Consider the following 23,430-nt stretch of genomic DNA (forward strand, 5'->3'; position numbering starts at 1 on the left):
CGCCGGTCCGGTCAGGCGCGCCGCCAGACCGTCGTCGCGTTGCAGAACTCGCGGATGCCGTGGCCGGACAGCTCGCGGCCGTAGCCGGAGCGTTTGATCCCGCCGAAGGGGAGCGCCGGGTGGGAGGCCGTCATGCCGTTGACGAACACGCCGCCGGCCTCCAGGTCGCGGACGAAGAAGGCGATGTCCTCCTCCTTGCGGGTCCAGACGTTCGAACTGAGGCCGAACGGAGAGTCGTTGGCGACGGTGACGGCCTCCTCGATGTCCCGCACCGGGTAGACGGTGGCGACGGGCCCGAAGGTCTCCTCCTGGTGGATCCGCATCGCGGGCGTGATCCCCGTGAGCACGGTCGGCCGGTAGTACCAGCCCCGCCGCAGCGCCTCGCCCTCCGGGCGGCCGCCCCCGCACAGGACGGCCGCGCCCCGGTGTACGGCGTCGTCGACGAGCTCCTCCAGGTCGGTGCGGCCCTGCTCGGTGGCGAGGGGGCCGACGTCGGTGGACTCGTCGAGGGGGTCGCCGACGGTGAGGGCGTTCATGGCGGCGGTGAAGCGTTCGGCGAAGTCGTCGTAGACGTCCTGGTGGACGATGAACCGCTTGGCGGCGATGCACGACTGGCCGTTGTTCTGCACGCGCGCGGTGACGGCGGTCTTCACCGCCCGCACGATGTCGGCGGAGGGCATGACGATGTACGGGTCGCTGCCGCCCAGTTCCAGGACGGTCTTCTTGACCTCGTCGCCCGCGACGGCGGCGACGGCCCGGCCCGCGTTCTCGCTGCCGGTGAGGGTGGCGGCGACGACCCGGGGGTCCCGGAGGACGGCCTCGACGTCGCGGGAGCCGATGAGGAGGGTCTGGAAGCAGCCGTCCGGATATCCGGCACGGCGGAACAGGTCGCCCAGGTAGAGGGCGGTCCTCGGCACGTTGGAGGCGTGCTTGAGGAGGCCGGTGTTGCCCGCCATGAGCGCGGGTGCGGCGAAGCGGATCACCTGCCAGAGGGGGAAGTTCCACGGCATGACGGCGAGGACGGGGCCGAGGGGCCGGTAGTGGACGCGGGCCAGGTCGGCGCCGGAGTCCTGGACGTCGCTCTCGGCCGGGTGCTCGTCGGCGAGCAGCTGTTCGGCGTTGCGGGCGTACCAGCGCATGGCCTTGGCGCACTTGGCGGCCTCCGCGCGGGCGGCGGCGATCGGTTTGCCCATCTCGGTCGTCATGGTGCGGGCGATGTCCTCGCCGTCCTCGTCGAGGAGGGCGGCGGCGGCCCGCATCAGCCGGGCGCGCTCGGCGAAGGACGTGGTGCGGTACTGGCGGAACGCCTCGTGCGCGGCGGCGATGCGCCGCTCGACCTCCTCGGGCCCGTGGGCCTCGTAGGTACGCAGCGTCTCGCCCGTCGCGGGGTTCACCGTGGCGATGCCCATGACGTCTCTCCTCCTGACTGCGGCCCCCACCGGCAACCTCCCGCGCCGGGCGCGGCGGCGCAACAGGGGAGGGGCGGTGGGGTGAAGCCGTGCGGGGTGCCGCGCGCGGCCGACCGCCCGCGCGGGGCAGCCCGACCGGTCGATCCGTTGTCGTATCGGATACATCTCTGTATCTTTTGGCGCGCCGTGCCCCACCCGCTCACCGAGGAGCCGTCATGAGCACCGTGCCGCCCGCTCTCGCCGCCGCCGTCGGGCCGCTGCCCGACGGGGTCGTCCTGCCGCTGCCGCCGACCTTCGACACCGTCGAGGAGGAGCGCCGGTACCGCAAGGAGCAGCTCGCCGCCGGGTTCCGGATCTTCGGGCGGTTCGGGTTCTCCGAGGGCGTCGCCGGGCACATCACCGTCCGCGACCCCGGCGATCCGAACGCCTTCTGGGTCAATCCCTTCGGGATGAGCTTCGGCCAGATCAAGGCCTCCGACCTGATCCTGGTGGACCACGAGGGGACCGTCCTCGAAGGGCGCAGGCCCGTGAACCGGGCCGCGTTCGTCATCCACTCGCGCGTCCACGCCGCCCGGCCCGACGCCGTCGCCGCCGCGCACTCGCACTCCCTCCACGGAAAGGCGTTCTCCAGCCTCGGCATCCCGCTGGACCCGATCACCCAGGACGCGTGCGCCTTCTTCGAGGACCACGGGATCTACGACGACTACCGGGGCGTGGTGAACGAGACCGAGGAGGGCGAGCGGGTCGCGAAGGCCCTGGGCGGGCACAAGGCCGTCATCCTCAAGAACCACGGGCTCCTCACGGTCGGCCACTCCGTCGCCGAGGCCGTGTGGTGGTTCGTCACCATGGAGCGGTCCTGCCAGGCACAGCTCCTGGCGATGGCGGCGGGCACCCCGCAGCTGATCGACCGGGAGACGGCGCTCCTCACCCGGGGCCAGATCGGCGGCCACCTCGCGGGCTGGTTCCAGGCGCGCCCCCTGTGGGATCAGATCACGGCGTCCGACCCGGACCTCTTCGCCTGACCTCCGGCGGCGGGGAGCTCCCGGGTCGACACCTCCAGGAGCGGGGCGAGGAACTCGCGCTCGAGGGTGCCGGGCGGCAGGGCCGCCGGTTCGACGTAGCTCTGCGCGAGTCCGCCCTCGCGCAGGGCGACGATCAGCCGGGCGAAGCGGTCCGCGTCCACGGTCAGTTCGCGCCCCGCGCGGCGCAGCACATGGGTGAGGCCGCGGGCGATCTCGGCGCGCAGCCGCTCGTCGTGGCGCGCGAGCACCCAGGCGGCCTGCCGGTCGCGGATGGCGTGCAGCGTGAACTCCGTGGTGACCAGGTACCAGTCCCGCTCGTCCGGCTCGATCCGGGCGGCGAGCTCGGCGAGCCGCTGCAGGGTGTACTCCTCGGCGGTCAGCGCGTCGATCGCGTCGGCGAGGCGCCGTACGGTCCGGTCGCTGTGCTCGTCGAAGAGCGCCAGGAAGAGCTCTTCCTTGCTGGCGAAGTTCGAGTAGTACGCGCCCCGCGTGTAGCCCGCGCGCTCACAGATCTGCTCGATCGTCGTCGCGTGGAAACCGTGCTCGGCGAAGGCCTCCAGGGCGGCTCTCAGCAGCGCCGCGCGGGTGCGGGGCCGTCGCCTGGTGACACCTTTCGGCACGGGTGGGACTCCTTCGTCGGGCGCCGTGTCCGGCGGCGGAAGCGCCCACCCTACCGGCGCACACATCCCGGGCGGGGATCAGCGCCGACGGTTAGGATTCACGCATGGGAGAGCGGCCCGTCGCACCCGCCGCGCCCGCTCTGGTCCTCGAGATCGACGGGGACGCGACGCTGATGGACCCGGGTCGCGTCTATCGCATCGGGCGCGACCCCACCAGCGACGTCGTGCTGTCGGACGCCCGGGCGTCCTGGCACCACGCACTGCTCCGCGCCGTCGGCGGCCACTGGGACCTGACGGACGAGCACAGCACGAACGGCACCTTCACGAACGGGCTCCGGGTGGCCGGGGCCCGGGAGGTCGGCCCGGGGACGGTCGTACGGTTCGGGCATCCGGAGGACGGTCCGCGCGCGGTGCTCTCGGCCGCCCCCCGGGCCCGTCCGCCGGCACCCCCGCCGTCCGCGCCGCCGCGCCCCGGACCGCCGGACCCGGCGCCCCCGCACCACGAGCCGGCGTTCCCGACGGGGCCGGTCCGGCCGCCCGCCCCGGAACCGCCGGCGCCCCCGGCCCCCACACCTCCGATGCCGGTGCCCCCGGCCCCCGTACACCCGGTGTCGGCGGCCCCTCCCCCCGTGTCCTCCTCCCCCGCGCCGTCGGCCCCCGCGGCCGTCCCCGTGCCGCCCGCCCCGGTGCCCTCCGAGGCCACGCCGCTGCGCCCGCCCTCCGTCGTGCACCCCGCCGCCACCGGCACGTTCCGGGCGCCCACGTCCGTGCGGCCGCTGCCCGCCCACAGCATCCGGATCGGCCGGGCGCCCGACAACGACGTCGTCGTCGCCGACCTGGTCGTCTCCCGCCGGCACGCAGAACTGCTCGCCCGGCCCGACGGCACGTACTGGATCCACGACCTCGGCAGCCACAACGGCACCTTCCTCAACGGCCGCAGCGTCGTCGAGGCGCGTGTGACGCCGGACGACATCGTCGGCATCGGGCACTGCGCGTTCTGCCTGATCGGCGGACAACTCGTCGAGTTCACCGACGACGGCGAGGTCTCCCTCGACGTACAGGAACTCGCCGTCACCGTCGACCACGGCCACAAGACCCTCCTCGACGGGGTGTCCTTCCCCGTGGGCGAGAAGAGCCTGCTCGCGGTGGTCGGACCGTCCGGTGCCGGGAAGTCGACGCTCCTGAACGCGCTGACCGGCCAGCGGCCCGCCGACCGGGGCACGGTGCTCTACGACGGCCGTGACCTGTACCGGGACTACGCCGAACTGCGCCAGCGCATCGGACTCGTCCCGCAGGACGACATCCTGCACCTCCAGCTCACCGTCCGCCGGGCCCTCGGCTACGCCGCCGAGCTGCGCTTCCCCGAGGACACCGCCCCCGCGGAGCGGCGGGCCCGGGTCGACGAGGTGATCCGCGAGCTCGGGCTCGTGGAGCGCGCGGAGCAGCCGATCCACAGCCTCTCCGGCGGCCAGCGGAAGCGGGTGAGCGTCGCCCTCGAACTGCTCACCAAGCCCTCGCTGCTCTTCCTCGACGAGCCGACGTCCGGCCTCGACCCGGGCATGGACCGGTCGGTGATGCACATGCTGCGCGGGCTCGCGGACGACGGGCGCACGGTCGTCGTCGTCACGCACAGCGTGCTCAGCCTGGACGTCTGCGACCGGCTCCTGGTCCTCGCCCCCGGCGGCCGGGTGGCCTACTACGGGCCACCCGCCGACACCCTCGACTTCTTCGGCTACACGCAGTGGCCGGAGGCCTTCGAAGCCTTCGAGAACGACCGGGACCGCGACTGGGCCGGGCAGTATCTGGCCTCGCGCTTCCACCGGCGGTACGTCGCCGACGCGACGGCCCGCCCGCTCCTGCCCGGCGGCGTCCCCGCCTCCGGCACGGACGGACCGGGGGCCGGGCCGGCGGGAGGGCCGACAGGCGTCCCGGCCGGCGCGCGGGCAGTACGCGAGGCCCCTGAACCCGGTCCGCCGCCGAAGGCGCAGAGCTGGGGTTCCCAGCTGCGGACCCTGGTCCGGCGGTACGCCACCGCGCTCTCCGCCGACCGCACCTTCCTCGTGATCATGATCGCGCTGCCGTTCGTGATGGGCGCGATGGCCCGGGCGTTGTCCGAGGGCTCCTTCAACCCGGAGTCGTCGCTGAACGTCCTGCTCATCCTCTGTGTGGGCGGGGTCCTCACGGGTGCGGCGAACGCGGTGCGGGAGCTGGTCAAGGAGCGTTCGATCTACCGGCGCGAGAGAGCCGTCGGCCTGTCCCGCTCGGCCTACCTCGCGTCCAAGGTGGTGGTCCTCGGCACGATCACGATCGTGCAGGCGGTGGTCCTGACCCTGGTGGCCCTGGTCGGCGTCCCGCTGAACGCGCCCGACGGCAAGGGCGTCCTGATGCCGCCGCTCGTCGAGATCACGCTCGCCGTGGCGCTGCTCTCCTTCACCGCGATGATGCTCGGCCTGCTCGTGTCGGCCGTCGTCCGCAAGGAGGAGGTGACGATGCCGCTGCTCGTCCTCCTCGCCATCGTGCAGGTGGTGTTCTGCGGCGCGCTGCTCACGGTGAGCGGTACGCCCGTCCTGCAGCAGCTCGCCTGGCTCGTCCCCTCGCGCTGGGCGTTCGCCGCGATGGGCGCGACGATCGACATCGGCACGGTCGCACCGAGCGACAAGACCGACGATCCGCTGATGAACCACACCGCGGAGGCCTGGCTGTTCGACATGGGCATGCTGGTCGTGATCTGTCTCGCCCTCGGCGTGGTCGTGGCGCGGCTGCTGCGCCGCCACGAGCCGGTCGTGATGCGACGGTAGGGAGATGGGACCGTGAGCTTCCCCGTACTCGAAGGTGTGCCCGACTTCCGGCCCACCCACGTCGTGCCCCGCTCCGGTCTCCCGTCCTGGGAGGCCCCGGACCCGGAGCTGCCGACCGTGCCGCTCGACGCGTTCCTGCCGGTGCGGCTCACGGAGCGGGCCGGGGACTGGGGGCGGGTGCTGTGCTCGAACGGCTGGTCGGCCTGGGTAGACGCGCGGCTGCTCGTCACCGTGCCGGACGACCCTCCGGCGGCGGGCCGGCCCCTTTCGAGAACGGCCGATCCGCGCCCCCTGCTCGCCCGCGCCGAGGACTCGCTGGGCCGGTACCGGCGGGCCGCCGAGGAGCTGGGCGCGGGCCGCCTGGACGGCGAGGCCTTCCGGCTGCGGACCCGCGGTCTGCGGGTGGGGATGGTCGTCGACGGCGAGTCGGTGTGGCTGTACGACGCCGAGCACGAGCGCTGGGTGTTCTGCGACGGCCTCGGACTCAGTACGTACGCGGCCTCCGCGGCGCCCTCGGCCGCCGCGCCGGCCCCCGGCTCGCCCCGCTCCCCCGAGTCCGCCGCGCCCGGGGCGGACGAGGGCCCGGACCCCGCCGGGCCCGCCCCCGGTGACCGGTCGGCGGCCGGACCGCCGGCGTACGAGCCGACGCAGGTCGTGCCCCAGGCCGACCCGGTGGCGGCGGCCGGGCCACCGCCGACGCAGCTCGTGGAGCGGCCGCCCCGACCGGCGGGTGAGGACTGATGGCCGGCGGTGAGCACGACGCGGGTCTGAGGGCGGACCTGTCGGCGAGCCTCCCGGCGGGCCGCGCCTCGGGGCTCCTCGGCAAGGAGATCGCGGGCTACCGAGTGGAGAGCGAGATCGGACGCGGGGGCATGGCCGTCGTGTACCGGGCGCGGGACCTGCACCTGGACCGGACGGTGGCCCTGAAGCTGCTCGCGCCCGAGCTGGCCCGCAACGACACCTTCCGCAAGCGCTTCGCGCACGAGTCCCGGGTCGCCGCCTCCATCGACCACCCGCACATCGTGCCGGTCTTCGACGCCGGCGAGACCGAGGGGGTCCTGTACATCGCGATGCGGTACGTGGCCGGGCAGGACCTGGTGGCCCTGCTCGACCGCGAGGGGCCGCTGCCGCCCGCGACGGCGGGGCGGATCGCCGCCCAGGTGGCCTCCGCCCTGGACGCGGCGCACGCGCACGACCTGGTGCACCGGGACGTGAAACCGGGCAACATCCTGGTCGCCGAGGGCACCGACCGGGACCATCCCGAGCACGTCTACCTCACGGACTTCGGGCTGACGAAGAAGTCCCTCTCGCTGACCGGGTTCACGACGGTGGGCGAGTTCGTCGGCACCCTGGACTACGTGGCCCCGGAGCAGATCTCCGGCAAGCCGGTCGACGGCCGCTGCGACGTCTACAGCCTCGCGTGCGTGGTGTTCGAGACGCTGGTCGGCGCGCCGCCCTTCCGCCGCGAGACGGACTGGGCGGTGCTGTGGGCGCAGCAGTACGATCCGCCACCGCCGCTCTCCGAGGTGCGGCCGGGACTCCCGGCCGCCGCGGACTCCGTCTTCGCGAAGGCACTGGCGAAGAGCCCCGAGGAGCGGTACGGGACGTGCCTGGAGTTCGTCGCGGCGCTGCGGGCGGCACTGGCAGGGGCGACGGGTCCGGGCGGCGAGGTCGTGACGACGGGCACGCGCCCGCCGGGGCCGCCGCCGGCGCCGCCGGCCTGGGCGCGTCCGGTGTTCCGGGAACTCTGATCCGCCGGGGCCCTCCGGTGAGGCGCTCGGCTACTTCCGTTCCGTCGGCTCGGCCTCGACCTCGCCCCTGCGGTGGACCCGCGAGGCGAGGAGACCTCCGAGGAGGCCGAAGACGAGCCCCCAGAGGAGGGCGAAGCCGACCGTTCTCCAGACGTCCGGGCGCAGCAGTACCTCGCCGCCCAGTGCCTCGAGTTCGCCGATGCCGAGGATCGAGAGGCCGAACCGGGCCTCGACCAGGGTCAGGGGGGCGACGACCAGCATCGTCAGGGCGAAGCCGACGCCCAGGTGCAGGGAGTGCTGCCAGAGCCGGGTCCTGGCCGGGGAGCGGACCGCCGCCGCGAAGGCCGCGGCGAGCACGAGGACGGCGGCGATGGGCAGCAGCCACCAGGCCCTGCCGTCCTCCGCGGCGAGCGAGGAGAGGTCGACCGTGGAGAGGTCCGTGCTGTCGCCGCCCTCGCGGAGGACGGCGTCGAGGACCTGGGGCATGGGGAGGCCGAACGGGCCCTCGACCCTGCCCTCCCACGCGCCGCCGATGCCCACGCCGAGCGCGAGCCAGGCCACGTTGGGCAGGCCGAGCAGGAGGACGGCGAGGGTCTCCACCGCGTGGCCCCTGGTCGCCGCGACGACGATCCCGATGACGAGGCCCACGGCCACGTACGCGAGGAGCAGCATGAGCATCGCGTGGGCGGCGGGCCGCACGGGCTCGTGGTAGCGGACGAGGCGGGGCGGCAGCGGGGTCCTCCGGGAGACCAGGAGTGCGACGACGAGCACGCCGAGGATCCAGAGGAGCCCGTAGAAGAGGGTGGGGCCGACGTCCGTACGGAAGCCGACGGTGGGATCGACGGCGTCCATGAGCTCCCCGAAGAGGTCTCCGAGGACGTCCTCGGAGGTTTCCGAGGTGTCTCCGCCGATCGTGAGGGGGAAGTCGTGCCGGGCGAGGGCGGAGAGGCCCGCGAGGGCGGCCACCCAGAGGACGACGGTGCTCACGGCGCGGAGCAGGAGTTCGCGGGCGTCCGCGACCGCGTGGTGGCGCAGGGGCCGGAGGAAGAGGTATCCGGTGACGAGTGCGCCCACCAGGGTGACGGTGAGGGGCATGGCGGTCAGTTCTGCCTGGGTTCCCGCGAGGGACCCGGCGTCGCCGGAGAGCTCGATCTTGCCGCCCGCCGCCATGACGACGACCGCGGCGAGGACGGCGGTGAAGCCGCCGGGCAGGTCGGCCGCGCCCGCGGCCCAGAGGCCGAGCCCGGCGAAGACGCCCATGGCCACGTAGCCGGCGAACACCGCGGCCAGGGCCTGGACGGCGACGCGTACGAAGAGCCCGGTCGAGGTCACGGGGCTCGTGGGGGTGGAGAGCCGACTGCTCACGCTGTCCACGCTAGTACCGGTGGCGGCCGCCCGCTTGCGGACGGGCCTTCCTCCGCTTGCGGGCGGGTGACGTTCCGCGCACACAATAGGCGCGGAACGGAAGAAAGGGATGAACGTGACTTCCTACCCGCCGCCGGACCGCCCGTCCGGCCCTCCGTCGGTCCCGCCCACCGGCCCGCCCACCGGCCCGCCCTCCGGCCCCCTGTCGGGGCAGGGCAGCAGCCCGGGGGGCGCCGGAACCCCACCTCCCGGGCCGCCCTCGGGCGGCGGCGCGGGCGGCGGCTCGTCCGGCGGGGGCTCGCCGGGAGGCGGTACGTCCGGCGGGGACGGCCCGGGCGGAGGAGGCCCCTGGTGGCGCTCCGTTCCCAAGGTCGCTTCGGTCACCGCCGTCCTCGTGGCGGGCGTGGCGCTGGCCGTCGTCCTGACCAACCAGTCGGACGACAGCGGTGACACGAGCGCGTCCGGCGGGGGCGAGGTCTTCCTCCAGAACGCCGCCGCGTCCGGACCCGACCCGTTCACCCAGTCGACGGCACGCACCGACGCGGCCTCCGCCTCCCCGGCCTCGCTGCCGCCCCGCACCACCTCGGCAGAGACCGGCACACCGCGGGTGTCCGGCTCCACGCCCGGCCTCTACGGCGGTACGCAGTCGGTCGCGAGCTGCGACGTCGAGCAGCAGGTGCGCTACCTCTCCGCCGAGCCCACGAAGAACGCGGCCTTCGCCTCGGTGGCCGGGGTCGCACCGAACGAGGTCCCCTCGTACCTCCGCTCCCTGACCCCGCTCCAGCTGCGCGCCGACACCCGGGTGACGAACCACGGCTACAAGAACGGCACCGCCACCGCGTACCAGGCGACCCTGCAGAGCGGGACCGCCGTCCTGGTCGACAACCGGGGCGTGCCGCGCGTGCGCTGCGCGTGCGGGAACCCGCTGACCGAACCGGTCGCGCAGAAGGCGCCGAAGACCACGGGCACGCCCTGGCAGGGGTACAACTCCTCCCAGGTCGTCGTCGTGGCCCCCTCCGTGACGGTCGTGAACGTCTTCGTCGTGTACGACTACGAGGACGACGACTGGTTCGCGCGGCAGCACGGCGACCACGGCAAGAAGGACAAGCCCGCTCCGCCGCCGCCTCCGCCGCCCTCGCACTCGAAGTCCCCGCACGAGTCGCCGTCCACCTCCACGTCGCCGTCGGACTCCCCGTCCTCGTCCCCTTCGTGCGTGACGGTGACGGGTGACAAGGCGCCGGAGCCGATCGACGGCATCACCCCGCCGCCGTGCCCCGAGACGCTGACGCCCGCCCCGTCGACGTCCGCGCCCTCCGACACGACGAGCCCGAGCGACACGACGGGTCCGACCGACACGGGCCCGACCGAGGAGTCGCCGGCGACGGACGCCCCTCCGCCGGACCAGTCGGCGAGCGTCGAGTCGGCGCCGGTCACGGACGGGACCTCGGCGGCGACGAGCCAGTCGGCTCCGGTGTCCCCGCAGAGCCAGTCGCAGGCGCAGCCGGATTCGCCTTCCGTGTCGGCTCCGGGCTCGCCCTCCGTGCCGGCACCCGGTCCGCAGTCCGCGCTGTTCGTCTGACTCGACCCGATCCGGGCGTCACGCGCCCGTCACGCCCCGCCCGTCGCACCGCGCGACGGGCGGGTCGGCGTACCGGCGAAGAGGCGGGTGCCGCGCGCGTTCCTCCGCGGTACGCGGGCCGCTCGTGACGCGGCGCCGCGGAACGTCACGCGCAGGCCGCGGAGCCGGGCTCCGATCGCCAGGGGCCGCGCCGTGCGCTCCTCGGCGCGCTGCTGCCACATCCGCTCGTCGCGGTCGGTGAAGTGTCCGGACATCGGTCGTCCCCTTTCCATGGAAGTGGCCCAACCACCAGGCCACTGGACAGGAGTCTGTACGCTTATTGGACTGGACAGCACAGCCAATAAGGAGTGATTGGCATGGCAGTGGCCCGCGTGGTCCACACAGCGGACCGGACCCTGACGGGCCGCCAGCTCGCGTCCCTCCTCACCCCGCCCCCCGAGGGCCGGTTCGGCTACCGGGAGCTCGCCCGGGCGGTCCGTGAGGCGCTGCTCGACGGCCGGGTGGCGCTGCGCCTGCGGCTGCCGGCCGAGCGCGAGCTGGCGACGGTGCTCGCGGTGAGCCGGACGACGGTGACCGGGGCGTACGACCTGCTGCGGGAGAGCGGATACGCGCACAGCCGCCGCGGCGCCGGCACCTGGACCGCACTGCCGGACGGCCAGGCTCCGACCCCGCTCGGCGCCTTCCAGGACGACGCCGGGGCCACCATCGACCTCGCCCTCGCCGCGCCGCAGGCCCCGGAGGAGCTCACCGCGGCGCTGGCGTCGGCCGCCGCCGAACTCCCCCGCTACGCCGGCTCGCAGGGCTACCACCCGTACGGACTGCCCGTCCTGCGCTCCGCGATCGCGGAGCGGTACACGGCCCGCGGGCTGCCGACGCGGCCCGAGCAGATCCTCGTCACGACAGGCGCCCAGCAGGCCTTGTCGCTGGTCCTGACGCTGCTCGGCCGGACCGGCGACCGGGTGCTCGCCGAGAACCCCTCGTACACGAACGCCCTCGACGCGATGCGCGGCCGGATGCTCCGCATCACGCCCGTGCCCGTGACGGAGACCGGCTGGGACACCGGTCTCGTCGACGCCGCGCTGCGGCAGACCGCGCCCCGCCTGGCCTATCTGATCCCCGACTTCCACAATCCGACCGGGCATCTGATGCCGCAGGAGCAGCGCCGGGACCTGGCGCGGGCCGCGCGCGCCACGGGGACGTGGCTGGTCGCGGACGAGACGCTCGCCGACATCGCCCTGGACGTGCCCGCGCCGCTGCCCTTCGCGGCGGCGGCCGGCGGGGGCGACGGGGAGCAGATCGTCTCCGTCGGCTCGCTGAGCAAGAGCTGCTGGGGCGGGCTGCGGGTCGGCTGGGTCCGGGCCGCGTCCCGGGTCGTGACCGAGCTGGCCCGGGTCCGGATCACCGCCGACCTGTCGGGGTCCGTCCTGGACCAGCTGGTCGCGGTCGCACTCCTTGAGCGGCTCGACACGATCGTGCCGCGGCGCGTCGAGGAGCTGCGGCGGCGCCGGGACGCGCTGACGGCTGCGCTGGCCCGGCATGTGCCCGAATGGCGCTGGACGGAGCCGGCCGGCGGGATGTGCCTGTGGATCGACCTGGGCCGCCCGGTCGCCTCCGCCGTCGCGGCGCACGCCCTGCGGCACGGCGTACGGGTCGAGGGCGGCGCGCGGTTCGGGGTGGACCCGGGGACGCACGAGCACCGGCTGCGGATCCCGTACACCCTGCCGGAGGACGTGTACGAACCGGCGGCCGAGCGGCTCGCCGCGGCCCTCGACGGGGCTCCGGGGCGGTACGCCGACCCCGCCCAGCCGGACTGGGTGGCCTGAGGCGGCGGGCCGCGAGCCCGGGGCGGCCGTACGGCGCCCTCGCCCGGCCCTTATTAGGATGCCCGCAACCGGCAGGTCCGTGTACGGTCCACCGAGTGGACCCATTGACCGACAGACAGATCCGCGCGTCCTTCGTGAACTGCACCAAGGGCGAGGCGGCCCGACTCAAGCTGCCGCTCGACTTCGCCGAACTCCCCTGGGAGGACCTGGACTTCCTCGGCTGGGTCGACCCGGGCGCGCCGCTGCGCGCGCACGTGGTCCTGCCCCGCGAGGACGGCCCGCTCGGCGTGAGCCTGCGGGTCCCGGCCACCGGTCGGACCAGCGCCGTGAAGTCCAGCATGTGCCAGGTCTGCCTGACCGGGCACGCCTCCTCCGGCGTCACGCTCCTCGTGGCCCCGCTCGCCGGGAGCCGCGGGCGCGAGGGGAACACGGTCGGCATCTACCTCTGCGCCGACCTCGCCTGTTCCCTGTACGTCCGGGGCAGGCGGCAGCCGAAGCTGCGGGGCCGGCGCCACGAGGAGTCCCTCACGCTCGACGAGCAGGTGGCCCGCCTGACGGGCAACCTGGACGCCTTCGTCGACCGGGTGACGGCCGGCTGACGGCCACCGGGCGAGCCGGCCGACCGGCATCGGGTGACGGCCGGCCGACAGGCCCCGGGGTGAACCGGCCCGACCGTCGCGGTCGGGCCGGAGCTCAGCGGAAGGCCTGCTCGCCGGTGAGCGCCTTGCCGATGACCAGGGAGTGGACCTCGCTGGTGCCCTCGTAGGTGAGCACCGACTCCAGGTTGTTGGCGTGGCGGAGCACCGGGTACTCCAGCGTGATGCCGTTGGCGCCGAGGATCGTACGGCACTCACGGGCGATCGCGATGGCCTCCCGGACGTTGTTCAGCTTGCCCACGCTGATCTGTTCGGCCGTGAGCTCGCCCGCGTCCTTGAGGCGGCCGAGGTGGAGCGCGAGCAGCATGCCCTTGCCGAGCTCGACGGCCATGTCGGCGAGCTTCTGCTGGGTCAGCTGGTAGGAGGCGAGCGAGCGGGCGAAGACGGTGCGGTCGCGGGCGTAGGAGATCGCGGTCTCCAGGCAGTCGCGGGCGGCGCCGAGGGCGCCGAAGACGATGCCGAAGCGGGCCTCGTTGAGACAGCCGAGCGGTCCGGAGAGGCCGCGGGCCTCCGGCAGCATCGCGTCGGCGGGCAGGCGCACGTCCTCGAAGACCAGTTCGCTGGTGACGCTCGCGCGCAGCGAGAGCTTCATCTTGATCTCGGGGGCGCTGAAGCCGGGGGTGCCCGCCGGGACGAGGAAGCCCCGGACCCCGTCCTCCGTGCGGGCCCATACGACGGCGACGTCGGCGACGGAGCCGTTGGTGATCCACATCTTGGTGCCGTTGAGCACCCAGTCCGTGCCGTCGCGCTTGGCGTTGGTGCGCATCGCCCCGGGGTCCGAGCCGGCGTCGGGCTCGGTGAGCCCGAAGCAGCCGATGTACTCGCCCGCCGCCATCTTCGGCAGCCAGCGCTGCTTCTGCTCCTCGGAGCCGAACCTCCAGATCGCGTACATGGCGAGGGAGCCCTGCACGGAGACGAGGGAGCGCAGTCCGGAGTCGACGGCCTCCAGCTCCAGACAGGCGAGGCCGTACGCGACGGAGCCGGTGCCGGCGCAGCCGTACCCCTCCAGGTGCATGCCCAGGACGCCGAGGCCGCCAAGGGTGCGGGCGAGCTCACGGGCCGGGATCTCGCCCTTCTCGAACCAGCCGGCGATGTGCGGGCGCAGCTCGCGGTCGGCGGCGGTGCGCACCGTCCGACGGATCTCGCGCTCCTCGTCGGTGAGCAGGCCGTCGACGGCGAGCAGGTCGAAGGGGTGGACGGGAGTGGACGGCGACTTCACGGACGGCCTCCTGTGACGGGCGACGGGCGACTGTGCAACTCGGCGAGCCGAAGCGTAGCGGCAGATCGGATATTGGATCCAGTATGGAAAATCCGATCGTCGAGTCGTAGCGTCTCGGTCATCCGACGGGTCCGGCGCCTCCGAGAGGTCCGACGGGCGGCGTCGCCGGCGAGGGAGAAACGGAATGCGCGCAGACCAAGAGAGCACACCGGACGCGTCCCCCAAGGGCGCGCTGGACGGGATCGTCGTCGCCGACTTCGGGCGGGTGCTCGCCGGGCCGTACATGACGATGCTCCTCGCCGACCTGGGCGCGGACGTCATCAAGATCGAGCGGCCGGGCTCGGGCGACGACACGCGCGCGTGGGGGCCGCCGTTCGCCGACGGCGAGGCCACGTACTTCCTCGGGGTGAACCGGAACAAGCGGTCCGTCTCGCTCGACCTCACGGACCCCGAAGACCTGGCGACGGCGCGCGCGATCGTCGACCGCGCGGACGTCCTGGTGGAGAACTTCCGGCCCGGCACGATGGAGAAGCTCGGGCTCGGGTACGAGGACGTGCGCGCGGGCAATCCAGGGCTCGTCTACTGCTCGGTGACCGGCTTCGGAACCGCCGAGGGCGCCCGGCTGCCCGGCTACGACCTGCTCGTGCAGGCCGTGGGCGGCCTGATGAGCGTGACGGGTGAGCCGGAGGGGCCGGGGACCAAGGCGGGGGTCGCCCTCGTCGACGTCATCACCGGCCTCCACGCCGGCCTCGGGGTCCTCGCGGCGCTGCGGCACCGCGAGCGCACCGGCGAGGGCCAGCGCGTCGAGGTCTCCCTGCTCACCTCGCTCCTCTCGGCCCTCACCAACCAGGCCGCCGCCCACCTCGGCGCGGGGGTGGTGCCGCGCGCGATGGGCAACAGCCACCCGAGCATCGCGCCGTACGAGGTCTTCGAGGCCCGGGACCGGCCGCTGGTCCTGGCGGTCGGCACCGACCGCCAGTTCCGCACCCTGTGCGAGCGGCTCGGCCGGCCGGAGCTGGCCGACGACCCGCGCTTCGCGACGAACACGGCCCGGGTGGCCCACCGCGAGGAGCTGGTCGGGGAGCTGTCCGGGCCGCTCGGCTCGCGCCCGGCCGACGACTGGTTCGAGGAGCTCTCGGCCGCGGGGGTGCCCTGCGGGCCCATCAACGACGTGGCCGCCGCCTTCGACCTCGCCGACCGGCTGGGTCTCGCCCCGCGGGTCCCAGAGGCGGCGGCCGGCCCCGGCCAGGTCGCCAACCCGATCCGGCTCGGCGTCACCCCGCCCTCGTACCGCGGCGCTCCCCCGCGGCTGGGCGAGCACACGGACGTGCTGCTCGCGGCGCTGGGACGCCCCGCGCGGACGTCCTGATCCATAGGAAGATGGTGGTCACCGGTGCTTCGGGAGGCGCCGGTGGGCGACACGGGAACGGAAGGTCACAGGCGATGAGCAGCGCGGTGCAGAAGCGGCGGCCGCAGACCGCCCAGCAGTTCGTCCTGGAGGAACTGCGGCGCGCCATCACCAGCGGTGAGCTCAGGCCCGGCGACCAGATCCGCCAGGACGCGCTGGCGGCGCGGTTCGACGTGAGCCGCGTCCCGCTCCGCGAGGCGCTCAAGGCCCTGGAGGCCGAGGGTCTGGTCGTGCACCACATACACCGGGGGTACTTCGTCGCGGAGCTCTCGCTCGCGGACCTGGAGGAGATCTACCGGATCCGGGAGCTGCTGGAGACGGAGGCCGTGCGCATGGCCGTTCGCCGCATGCCGGACGGGACGTTCGAGGCGCTCGAAGCCCTCCAGCGCGAGGTGGAGCGGGCGGCCGAGGACGGTGACGTGCCGGCGATGGCGGCGGCGAACAGGCGCTTCCACTTCACCCTGATCGAGGCGTCCGGGATGCCGCGCCTCGTCCGCCTCATCGCGACGCTGTGGGACTCCACCGACGCGTACCGCTCGCTCTACTACGCGGAGACCGCGCACCGCGAGCAGGCCGTCCACGAGCACCGGGCCGTACTGTCGGCCCTGCTCCACGGCGACGAGCACGCCGCGGTGCGATGGCTCGACGAGCACCGCGCCCACGCGGTGGCAGCCCTCCGCCAGGTCCTGGAGCTGGACCGGGGCTGACGCGGAATCATCCGCCGCCTCACCGGGAGGCGGTCGTCTCGACCTTGAACAGGGGGTGGTCCAGGCCGTCGGCGAACTCCAGGACACCCGCCTGGCCGTCGGGCACCTCGAACACGGTGGTCCCTCGCACGAACTCCCCGGGCCGGGGGTCGGGTTCGGCGAGCAGGTTCTCCTCGACGAGGCCGACCCCGGCGCAGTGCGTGCCGATGACCTGGTCGACGTTCTTCGTCTCCCCGTCCTTGCCGATCCAGCGCGCCTTGGTCAGGTGCGAGGTGTCGAACTCCTCGGTGCTCACGTTCTCGACCTTGAACTCCAGGCAGACGAACGTCGTACCTCGCTCGGCGACCTCAGGTTCCAGGTGCTCGCCCTGCGGGAGCCGCTCCGCCTGCTTCAGCGCGGTGAGGGTCACGTCCGCCGAGCTCGCCGGGATGTCGAAGAGGTCGTTGGGCGAGATCGCGACGGTCAGTGTCCGCCCCTGTTCGAGGGTGCGCACGTCGTCCGGCGACGGGCTGGGCGCGGCGAGGGCGGCAAGGGGAAACACCGTCCAGCCCGCGACCACCGCGACACCGAAGGCCGCGAGGCGCACGAGTCCACGAGGGCGAGGCGAGCTTCCTCCCATGGCGACGGCTCCTTCCGGACGCTTGCCTGCCTCCAGCTTGACCCCACGCCCCGCGGAACGCAGGTCGGCGGGGTGTGCGGCGGACGGCCGGCCTCGCGGAACGCCGTTACGCTCCGCGCTCCTCGCGCCTTACCCTGTCGCCGGACGCGAGGAGGAACCATGGGGCGGATGCCGTCGGCCGAACGACGCACGCAGCTTGTCGAGGCGGCGATCAGGGCGATGACCAGGGACGGTGTGGCGCGGACGACCACGCGGTCGATCTGCGCCGAGGCGGGCGTCTCGCTGAGCGTCTTCCACTACTGCTTCGACTCGAAGCAGGCGCTGCTCGAAGCCGCGATCGAGACGATCACCGGCAACTACGTGACCCGCGTGAAGTCGGCGGTCGAGCCGCGGGCCACGCTGCGCGAGACCGTACGGGCCGGGCTGCAGACGTACTGGGACCACGTCACGGCCCACCCCGGTGAGCACATGCTGACCTACGACCTCACCCAGTACGCGCTGCGCGAGCCCGGTTTCGAGCACCTGGCGCGTGCCCAGTACGCGCAGTACGTGGCCTCGGCCGCCGTCCTGCTCGACCAGGTGCGCACGGTCCTCGGCGTGGAGCCGCGGGTGCCGGTGGAGGAGCTCGCCCGCTTCCTGGCCGCGTCGATCGACGGCCTCACTCTCCAGTACCTCGTCCTGAGGGACGAGCAAGTCGCCGACGATCACCTGGACATGACGGCCGATCAGCTGACCACGTTGATCGGGGGGTAGCGACCTACCCGTCGGTCACTTCGCCAACAGGTCGTTTGTCCCGGACTCTTGACTCACTGGCTCGACACCGCGATTCTCGGGGCGCCCGGCACACCCCCACCAACCGGAGGCCTCGCCGATGTCGACACGACCCTCACCGCGAAGGAGCGGCGGCCGATCCGCCCTCCTCGCACTGTTCCTGGCCCTCGCGGCCCTCCTCTTCGGCTCGGGACCGGTACCGGCGGCCGCCGCCGGATCCGCCGCCGGCGCGTGGTGGGAGCCGACCTCCCGCCCCGCGCCGGACTCCGGGATCAACGTCACCGGTGCGCCGTTCACCGGGACCGACGCCCGGGGGAAGGTGCGCGGGTTCGTCGACGCGCACAACCACCTGATGTCCGACGAAGGGTTCGGCGGCCGGCTCATCTGCGGCAAGCCCTTCTCCACGGCCGGCGTCGCCGACGCCCTCAAGGACTGTCCCGAGCACTACCCGGACGGCCGTGGCGCGCTCTTCGAGAACATCACCGGCGGCGCGGACGGCACGCACGACCCGGTCGGCTGGCCCTCGTTCAAGGACTGGCCCGCCAACAACTCCCTGACGCACCAGCAGAACTACTACGCCTGGGTCGAGCGGGCCTGGCGCGGCGGCCAGCGCGTCCTCGTCAACGACCTGGTGACGAACGGCCTGATCTGCTCGATCCTGCCCCGGGACCGCGGCTGTGACGAGATGGAGTCGATCCGCCTCCAGGCGAAGAAGACGTACGAGCTCCAGGACTACGTCGACGGCATGTACGGCGGCCCAGGAAAGGGCTGGTTCCGGATCGTCACCGACGCCGCCCAGGCCCGCTCGGTGGTCGAGCAGGGCAAGCTCGCCGTCGTCCTCGGCGTCGAGACCTCCGAGCCCTTCGGCTGCAAGCAGATCCTCGACATCGCCCAGTGCGACAAGGCCGACATCGACCGCGGCCTCGACGAGCTGTACGGGCTCGGCGTGCGCAGCATGTTCCTGTGCCACAAGTTCGACAACGCGCTGTGCGGCGTGCGGTTCGACTCGGGCACCATCGGCGCGGCCGTGAACATCGGCCAGTTCCTGTCCACCGGCACCTTCTGGGCCACGGAGCGCTGCACCGGCCCGCAGCACGACAACCCGATCGGTCTGAACGCCGCGCCCGTGATGGCGTCGAAGCTGCCGGCCGGGGTGAGCGCGCCCTCGTACGCCTCGGACGCCAAGTGCAACACCCGGGGCCTGACCAGGCTGGGCGAGCACGCCCTGCGGGGCATGATCGACCGGGGCATGATGCTGGAGCTCGACCACATGAGCGTCAAGGCCGCCGGGCGTGCGCTCGACATCCTGGAGGCCGAGGAGTACCCGGGCGTCCTCTCCACGCACAGCTGGATGGACCTCGACTGGACCGAGCGGCTCTACCGCCTCGGCGGCTTCGTCGCCCAGTACATGCACGGCGCCGAGGGCTTCATCGGCGAGGCCGGCCAGAAGGCGGACCTCCGCGAGAAGTACGGGGTCGGCCTCGGGTACGGCACGGACATGAACGGTGTCGGCGGCTGGCCGGGCCCGGTCGGACCGGACGCCCCGAACGCCGTGAAGTACCCCTTCCGCAGCGCCGACGGCAGCGCGGTGCTCGACCGTCAGGTCACGGGCGAGCGCACCTGGGACCTCAACACCGACGGCGCCGCGCACAACGGCCTGGTCCCGGACTGGATCGAGCAGATCCGGCTCAGCGGCGGCCAGGGTGTCGTGGACGAGCTGGCCGACGGGGCGGAGTCGTACCTGACCACGTGGAGGTCGACCGAGAAGCACGAGCCGGGGATCAACCTCGCCACGGGCGCGGCGACTTCGGCGAGTTCCACGGAGTGGCACCCGTTCACCAGCTACGCGCCGGGCCGCGCCGTCGACGGCGACGCGGGCACGCGCTGGGCCAGCGACTGGTCGGACGGCCAGTGGCTGCGGCTGGACCTCGGGGCCGTGCACCGGGTGGGCAAGGTGACCCTGGACTGGGAGCGGGCGTACGCGCGGGAGTACCGCATCGAGCTGTCCGAGAACGGCACGGACTGGCGGACGGCGTGGTCCACGACCGCCGGTGACGGCGGTTACGACACGGCGGAGTTCGACTCGCAGCCCGCGCGGTACGTACGGATCCAGGGGGTGCGGCGCGCGACCCAGTGGGGCTACTCGCTCCACGAGGTCGCGGTGCACCGCACCTGACGCTCACCGCGTCACCGGATCAACTCCCCGCGGGGCCCGTCCAGTCGGCGGGCACCCGGGCGAGCCGGACGCGCTGCGGGTGGTCGCCGACGTCGACGGTGGCCACCCGCCGGCCGGTCGCGAAGTCGATCGCGCTCACCCGGTCGGCGCCGCTCTCCGAGACGACGCAGGACCGTCCGTCGCCGCTCACGGTCGCCCAGTAGGGCTTGGACACCTCGACGAGCGGGCCCTGCTGGAGCGTCGCCCTGTCGACGACGGTGGCGTAGTCGTCCATCGTCCCGGCGACGCACAGCTTGGCACCGTCGGGGCTGATCGAAAGGCCGTGGTGGCGCGAGTCGTTGACCCACTTCGTACGGTCGGGATCGGTGGCCGGGCTTCCCGGGAGGTACTTGGCCCGGGTGATCCGGTCGGTGGCGAGGTCGTACTCCAGGAACCCGCCGAGGAACGAGACCTGGAAGTACAGGGTCTTCTCGTCCGGGGTGAAGACGAGCGGCCGTACGGCGTCGGAGAGGTCGTCGCGGCCGAAGGCGTCGAGGCGTTCGCGCATGTCGATCACCCGGACGGTCTCGAAGGTGCGGGCGTCGACGACGGTGATGCGGCGGTCGCCCTTGGTCCAGTCGAGCCAGGGGGCGTCGAGGGCGGTGGTGACCTCGCCGATGGACATGTTCCAGAGGCGGCCGTCGGAGGTGAAGACGTTCTCGTGCGGCTTGTCGCCGGTCTTGAACGAGCCGAGCTGACGGCCGGTCGCGATGTCGAGGACGTGGACCGTGTTCGCCGTGGAGGCGGAGACCGCGACCCGGGTGCCGTCGGGGGAGACGGCCATGTGGTCGGCGCGGTAACCGGCCACCGGGAAGCGCCAGTTGATCCGGCCGGTGCGCAGGTCGAGGGAGACCACGTCCGCAAAGCTGGGGCGGGAGACGACCATGGAGGAGCCGTCGGGGGTCGCGTACATGTCGTCGACGAACTGGTCATGCCCCTCCCCCGGCCCATTGCGGACGCCGAGGAAGAAGGCGAGCTTGACGGGGTTCAGATAGATCTCCCGCAGCCGTTCCGCCTTGTCGGGGACGACGTTCAGGCGCGCGATGCGGCGGAAGTCGCCCCGGGACTCGATGACGTCGGCCGTGCCGTCCCAGTTGTTGCCGACGAACATCACCTCCCGCAGCCCGGAGCGGGCGCCGTCCGGGGCCGGCCCGGCGACGGCGTCCGCCGGAGCCGCCGTTCCCGGGGAGGCCGTCCCGGTGGCGGCCGTCGTCGCGAGGAGCGCGAGGGCCAGTGCGAGAGCGCCGCCGAACCGGCGGCTGCGGAGGGTGCGAGGGGATGACATGAGAGGTCCTTCTTCCGTCTCGGAACCGCGACTTACCCGAAGTAACCATGTACATGACAAGCACGCAAGCCCTCTTCGCACCCCCGTTCGCCACCCCCTCACACCAGGACTACCTCCGGTGCGGGACCATGGAGTCCGGAACGCAGAAGGGACGGAACGGACGATGAGGAACCGCAGTGTCGCGGACCTGATGACGCCGGCCGCGGTCGCGGTGCAGCGGGGGACGTCATTCAAGGAGATCGCGCGGCTCCTCGACGAGTACGGCATCACCGCGGTCCCCGTCGTCGACGAGGAGAACCGTCCCGTGGGCGTCGTCTCCGAGGCGGACCTCCTGCGGCGGCACACCGCGAAGGGCGGCCCGAGCACGGCCGAGGCCATGATGTCGAGCCCGGTCGTGACGGCCCGACCCTCGTGGACGGCGGTCGAGGCGGCCAGGCTGATGGAGCGCCACCGGGTGAAGCGGCTGCCGGTGGTGGACTCGGACGGCCGGCTGATCGGGGTGCTGAGCCGGAGCGACCTCCTCCAGCTGTTCCTGCGGCGGGACCGGTCGATCCAGGAGGAGATCCGGGAGGACGTCCTCGTTCGCATCCTGCGCCTCTCGCCCTCCGCCGTGCACATCGACGTCGACGAGGGCGTGGTGACCCTCAGCGGCGACCTGCCCGACCCGGCCGTCACCCCGGTCCTGGTCCGGCTGTGCGAGACGGTGGACGGAGTGGTCGAGGTCGTGGACCGGCTCGCGCGCGAGGGCGACGGCGAGGACGGCGGCGCTTAGGGCCGGGGTCGGGCAGCACTCGGACAGGGGTCCGGCGCCGGGCCGGACCCCTGGGGGCGGGCGCGGCGACTCCCTCAGGAGACCTCGGGAGTCAGGAGACCCCGGGAGTCAGAAGACCCCGAGGGTCAGGAGACCGCCTCCGGCCAGCCGTATCCGGGGCCGGTGCGCCGGGGCACGGTCCCCGCTCCCACCGCCTCCATCTCCCGGTTGGCCTCCCGCATGAGCTTGCCGGCCAGGTCCTTCATCGCCCGGCTCGCGGCGAGCTCGTCGCCGATCGCCGGTACGTCCACGTCCGACGGGTTGCAGCGGGCGGTGCCGTGGCCCGTGATGGTCGCGCTGCCGGTGCTCAGCCGCGCCTCGGCCTCCGTCCTGCCGCTCTCCTCGACCAGTTCCAGGCCGACCGTCCACTCCTGGGTACGTGTCATGGTCTGCCTCCTCGCACGTCGCCACCGGGATCCGTCCGCACGGGGACTCCCGGCGGCCGTTCGCCCGGTTACTTCAAGGATCCACCGGTGCGGCCCTCAGGGCGCGCGGAAGAGGCGGGGGAAGCGGGGCGCGAGCCACGGCCTGCGCCCCCAGCCGAGCGCCTTGCCCCGGGCGATCACGGGCCACGGGTCGACCCGGCCGAGCGCGAGCAGGAGGAAGGCGACCGGCTCCGTCAGGATCGTGCAGTCCGGGCGCGCGGGCGGCTCGTGCGCGACCCGGACCTCGCCGTCCGCGACGGTGACGCCGAAGCCCGGGCCTCCCCGGAGCCGTACCTCGAAGCGTGCGGTCAGACCGGCGACGGCGGCCGGGTCGGCGACCCTCGGCATCGCCGTGACCATGAACGGGAGGGTCAGGGCGACCCTGCGGGCGTCCAGCATGTGGGGGCGGCCCAGGGCCAGGGCCAGGTCGTACCCGTGGCCGAGCATATGGGTCAGCAGGTACGAGCCGAGGACGGCCGGACCCATCGCGCCGAGCGGGGTGGCGAGCACGTCGGCCGGGTCGCGGCGCTCGACGGCGGCGAGGAAGCCCTCGGCCTGCTCCGTGATCATCTCGGCGAGCAGGGCGGGATCGCGTTCCGCGAAGGCGGCGAGGGCCAGCTCGTTGGCCTCGGCGAGGCCGCCGGGGGTGCCGTCGCCGTAGGGGCGCTCGTGTCCGGCTGCGAGGTCGGCCATGAGGGCGTTGGCGTGCGCGAGGTGAGCGGCGGCCTCACCGACGGTCCACGTGGACCGGGGAACGGGCAGTCCGCCCCGATGCCCGGCGACGCCGGCGCGACCGCCGGCAGAGCGCCCGACGCCGGCACCACCGCCGTCGGCGCGCCCGCCCCCGTCGCCGAGCACCTCGGCGATGTCCCGGGCGGTTCCCCGTATCGCCTCGGCCAGATCCTCGGGAAGCACCCCGCTCGTGAGCCGCACCCTTTCCACCCCTC

At 73.4% G+C, this 23,430-nt stretch carries 21 protein-coding genes; 12 read left to right on the top strand and 9 right to left on the bottom strand.

Translation table 11 applies throughout. From position 1 onward, the window contains the following. Window positions 1-11: 11 nt before the first annotated feature. The gene (locus tag ACF08F_RS35420; RefSeq protein ID WP_392302652.1) at window positions 12-1,409 is read right to left on the bottom strand and encodes an NADP-dependent succinic semialdehyde dehydrogenase; all 1,398 of its coding nucleotides are present in this window, start codon (window positions 1,407-1,409) and stop codon (window positions 12-14) included. A gap of 215 nt (window positions 1,410-1,624) precedes the next feature. On the opposite strand from ACF08F_RS35420, the gene ACF08F_RS35425 reads away from it, so the two are divergent. Beyond that, window positions 1,625-2,431, top strand: a complete 807-nt coding sequence (locus tag ACF08F_RS35425) for a class II aldolase/adducin family protein (protein WP_392302653.1) — start codon at window positions 1,625-1,627, stop codon at window positions 2,429-2,431. Here the strand turns inward: ACF08F_RS35425 and ACF08F_RS35430 are convergent. Beyond that, on the bottom strand, window positions 2,395-3,051 hold the full coding sequence (locus tag ACF08F_RS35430; protein WP_392302654.1) for a TetR/AcrR family transcriptional regulator: 657 nt from the start codon (window positions 3,049-3,051) through the stop codon (window positions 2,395-2,397). The two genes, ACF08F_RS35425 and ACF08F_RS35430, sit on opposite strands and share 37 nt — an antisense overlap. A 104-nt stretch (window positions 3,052-3,155) precedes the next feature. Here ACF08F_RS35430 and ACF08F_RS35435 point away from each other — a divergent pair, with 104 nt between their 5' ends. From ACF08F_RS35435 to ACF08F_RS35445, 3 genes are read left to right on the top strand one after another with little or no spacing between them, the layout of a single operon-like run. Further along, a complete protein-coding gene (locus ACF08F_RS35435; RefSeq protein WP_392302655.1) occupies window positions 3,156-5,849 on the top strand; it encodes an FHA domain-containing protein in 2,694 nt (897 codons plus the stop codon). A 12-nt stretch (window positions 5,850-5,861) separates the two neighbouring features. Continuing rightward, window positions 5,862-6,590 (top strand): hypothetical protein, encoded by a 729-nt coding sequence (locus ACF08F_RS35440; protein WP_392302656.1) that lies wholly within the window; start codon window positions 5,862-5,864, stop codon window positions 6,588-6,590. Further along, complete coding sequence (locus ACF08F_RS35445) at window positions 6,590-7,600, top strand: serine/threonine-protein kinase (protein ID WP_392302657.1); 1,011 nt, start codon at window positions 6,590-6,592, stop codon at window positions 7,598-7,600. The genes ACF08F_RS35440 and ACF08F_RS35445 overlap by 1 nt, the downstream gene beginning before the upstream one ends. A 30-nt stretch (window positions 7,601-7,630) precedes the next feature. On the opposite strand, the gene ACF08F_RS35450 is transcribed toward ACF08F_RS35445, so the two are convergent. Next, window positions 7,631-8,974 carry a streptophobe family protein gene (locus ACF08F_RS35450; protein WP_392302658.1) on the bottom strand — a complete coding sequence of 448 codons (1,344 nt, stop codon included), beginning with the start codon at window positions 8,972-8,974 and terminating at the stop codon, window positions 7,631-7,633. Between the two features lie 100 nt (window positions 8,975-9,074). Here ACF08F_RS35450 and ACF08F_RS35455 point away from each other — a divergent pair, with 100 nt between their 5' ends. After that, window positions 9,075-10,544: a DUF6777 domain-containing protein gene (locus ACF08F_RS35455; RefSeq protein WP_392302659.1), complete on the top strand. Its 1,470-nt coding sequence runs from the start codon at window positions 9,075-9,077 to the stop codon at window positions 10,542-10,544. Window positions 10,545-10,573: 29 nt separating this feature from the next. Here the strand turns inward: ACF08F_RS35455 and ACF08F_RS35460 are convergent, their stop codons facing one another. After that, complete coding sequence (locus ACF08F_RS35460; RefSeq protein WP_392302660.1) at window positions 10,574-10,798, bottom strand: hypothetical protein; 225 nt, start codon at window positions 10,796-10,798, stop codon at window positions 10,574-10,576. Between the two features lie 102 nt (window positions 10,799-10,900). On the opposite strand from ACF08F_RS35460, the gene ACF08F_RS35465 reads away from it, so the two are divergent. Both ACF08F_RS35465 and ACF08F_RS35470 read left to right on the top strand, forming a co-directional pair. Further along, entirely contained in the window at window positions 10,901-12,367 is a 1,467-nt protein-coding gene (locus ACF08F_RS35465; RefSeq protein WP_392302661.1) for a PLP-dependent aminotransferase family protein, read from the top strand. 95 nt (window positions 12,368-12,462) lie between these two features. Continuing rightward, window positions 12,463-12,966, top strand: coding sequence for an FBP domain-containing protein (locus ACF08F_RS35470; RefSeq protein WP_392302662.1), 504 nt, complete (start codon window positions 12,463-12,465; stop codon window positions 12,964-12,966). A gap of 94 nt (window positions 12,967-13,060) precedes the next feature. On the opposite strand, the gene ACF08F_RS35475 is transcribed toward ACF08F_RS35470, so the two are convergent. Further along, on the bottom strand, window positions 13,061-14,242 hold the full coding sequence (locus tag ACF08F_RS35475) for an acyl-CoA dehydrogenase family protein (protein WP_392302663.1): 1,182 nt from the start codon (window positions 14,240-14,242) through the stop codon (window positions 13,061-13,063). Between the two features lie 184 nt (window positions 14,243-14,426). Between ACF08F_RS35475 and ACF08F_RS35480 the strand changes: the two genes are divergently transcribed. Both ACF08F_RS35480 and ACF08F_RS35485 read left to right on the top strand, forming a co-directional pair. Beyond that, a complete protein-coding gene (locus ACF08F_RS35480) occupies window positions 14,427-15,611 on the top strand; it encodes a CaiB/BaiF CoA transferase family protein (protein ID WP_392302664.1) in 1,185 nt (394 codons plus the stop codon). Between the two features lie 74 nt (window positions 15,612-15,685). Continuing rightward, entirely contained in the window at window positions 15,686-16,357 is a 672-nt protein-coding gene (locus ACF08F_RS35485) for a GntR family transcriptional regulator (protein ID WP_392302665.1), read from the top strand. Window positions 16,358-16,376: 19 nt separating this feature from the next. Here ACF08F_RS35485 and ACF08F_RS35490 read toward each other — a convergent pair whose 3' ends face one another. After that, window positions 16,377-16,976 carry a hypothetical protein gene (locus tag ACF08F_RS35490; RefSeq protein ID WP_392302666.1) on the bottom strand — a complete coding sequence of 200 codons (600 nt, stop codon included), beginning with the start codon at window positions 16,974-16,976 and terminating at the stop codon, window positions 16,377-16,379. Window positions 16,977-17,135: 159 nt separating this feature from the next. Here ACF08F_RS35490 and ACF08F_RS35495 point away from each other — a divergent pair, with 159 nt between their 5' ends. After that, window positions 17,136-17,729 (top strand): TetR/AcrR family transcriptional regulator, encoded by a 594-nt coding sequence (locus ACF08F_RS35495; RefSeq protein WP_392302667.1) that lies wholly within the window; start codon window positions 17,136-17,138, stop codon window positions 17,727-17,729. A gap of 118 nt (window positions 17,730-17,847) precedes the next feature. Further along, on the top strand, window positions 17,848-19,923 hold the full coding sequence (locus tag ACF08F_RS35500) for a discoidin domain-containing protein (protein WP_392302668.1): 2,076 nt from the start codon (window positions 17,848-17,850) through the stop codon (window positions 19,921-19,923). 19 nt (window positions 19,924-19,942) lie between these two features. Here ACF08F_RS35500 and ACF08F_RS35505 read toward each other — a convergent pair whose 3' ends face one another. Next, complete coding sequence (locus ACF08F_RS35505; protein WP_392302669.1) at window positions 19,943-21,247, bottom strand: YncE family protein; 1,305 nt, start codon at window positions 21,245-21,247, stop codon at window positions 19,943-19,945. A 163-nt stretch (window positions 21,248-21,410) separates the two neighbouring features. On the opposite strand from ACF08F_RS35505, the gene ACF08F_RS35510 reads away from it, so the two are divergent. Further along, complete coding sequence (locus tag ACF08F_RS35510) at window positions 21,411-22,019, top strand: CBS domain-containing protein (protein ID WP_392302670.1); 609 nt, start codon at window positions 21,411-21,413, stop codon at window positions 22,017-22,019. Window positions 22,020-22,144: 125 nt separating this feature from the next. Here the strand turns inward: ACF08F_RS35510 and ACF08F_RS35515 are convergent, their stop codons facing one another. After that, a complete protein-coding gene (locus ACF08F_RS35515; protein WP_392302671.1) occupies window positions 22,145-22,444 on the bottom strand; it encodes a DUF1876 domain-containing protein in 300 nt (99 codons plus the stop codon). A 96-nt stretch (window positions 22,445-22,540) separates the two neighbouring features. After that, window positions 22,541-23,416, bottom strand: coding sequence for a maleylpyruvate isomerase family mycothiol-dependent enzyme (locus tag ACF08F_RS35520; RefSeq protein WP_392302672.1), 876 nt, complete (start codon window positions 23,414-23,416; stop codon window positions 22,541-22,543). Window positions 23,417-23,430: the final 14 nt, after the last annotated feature.

The sequence above is a fragment of the Streptomyces sp. NPDC015130 genome (genome assembly GCF_043080005.1).
Taxonomy (GTDB): domain Bacteria; phylum Actinomycetota; class Actinomycetes; order Streptomycetales; family Streptomycetaceae; genus Streptomyces.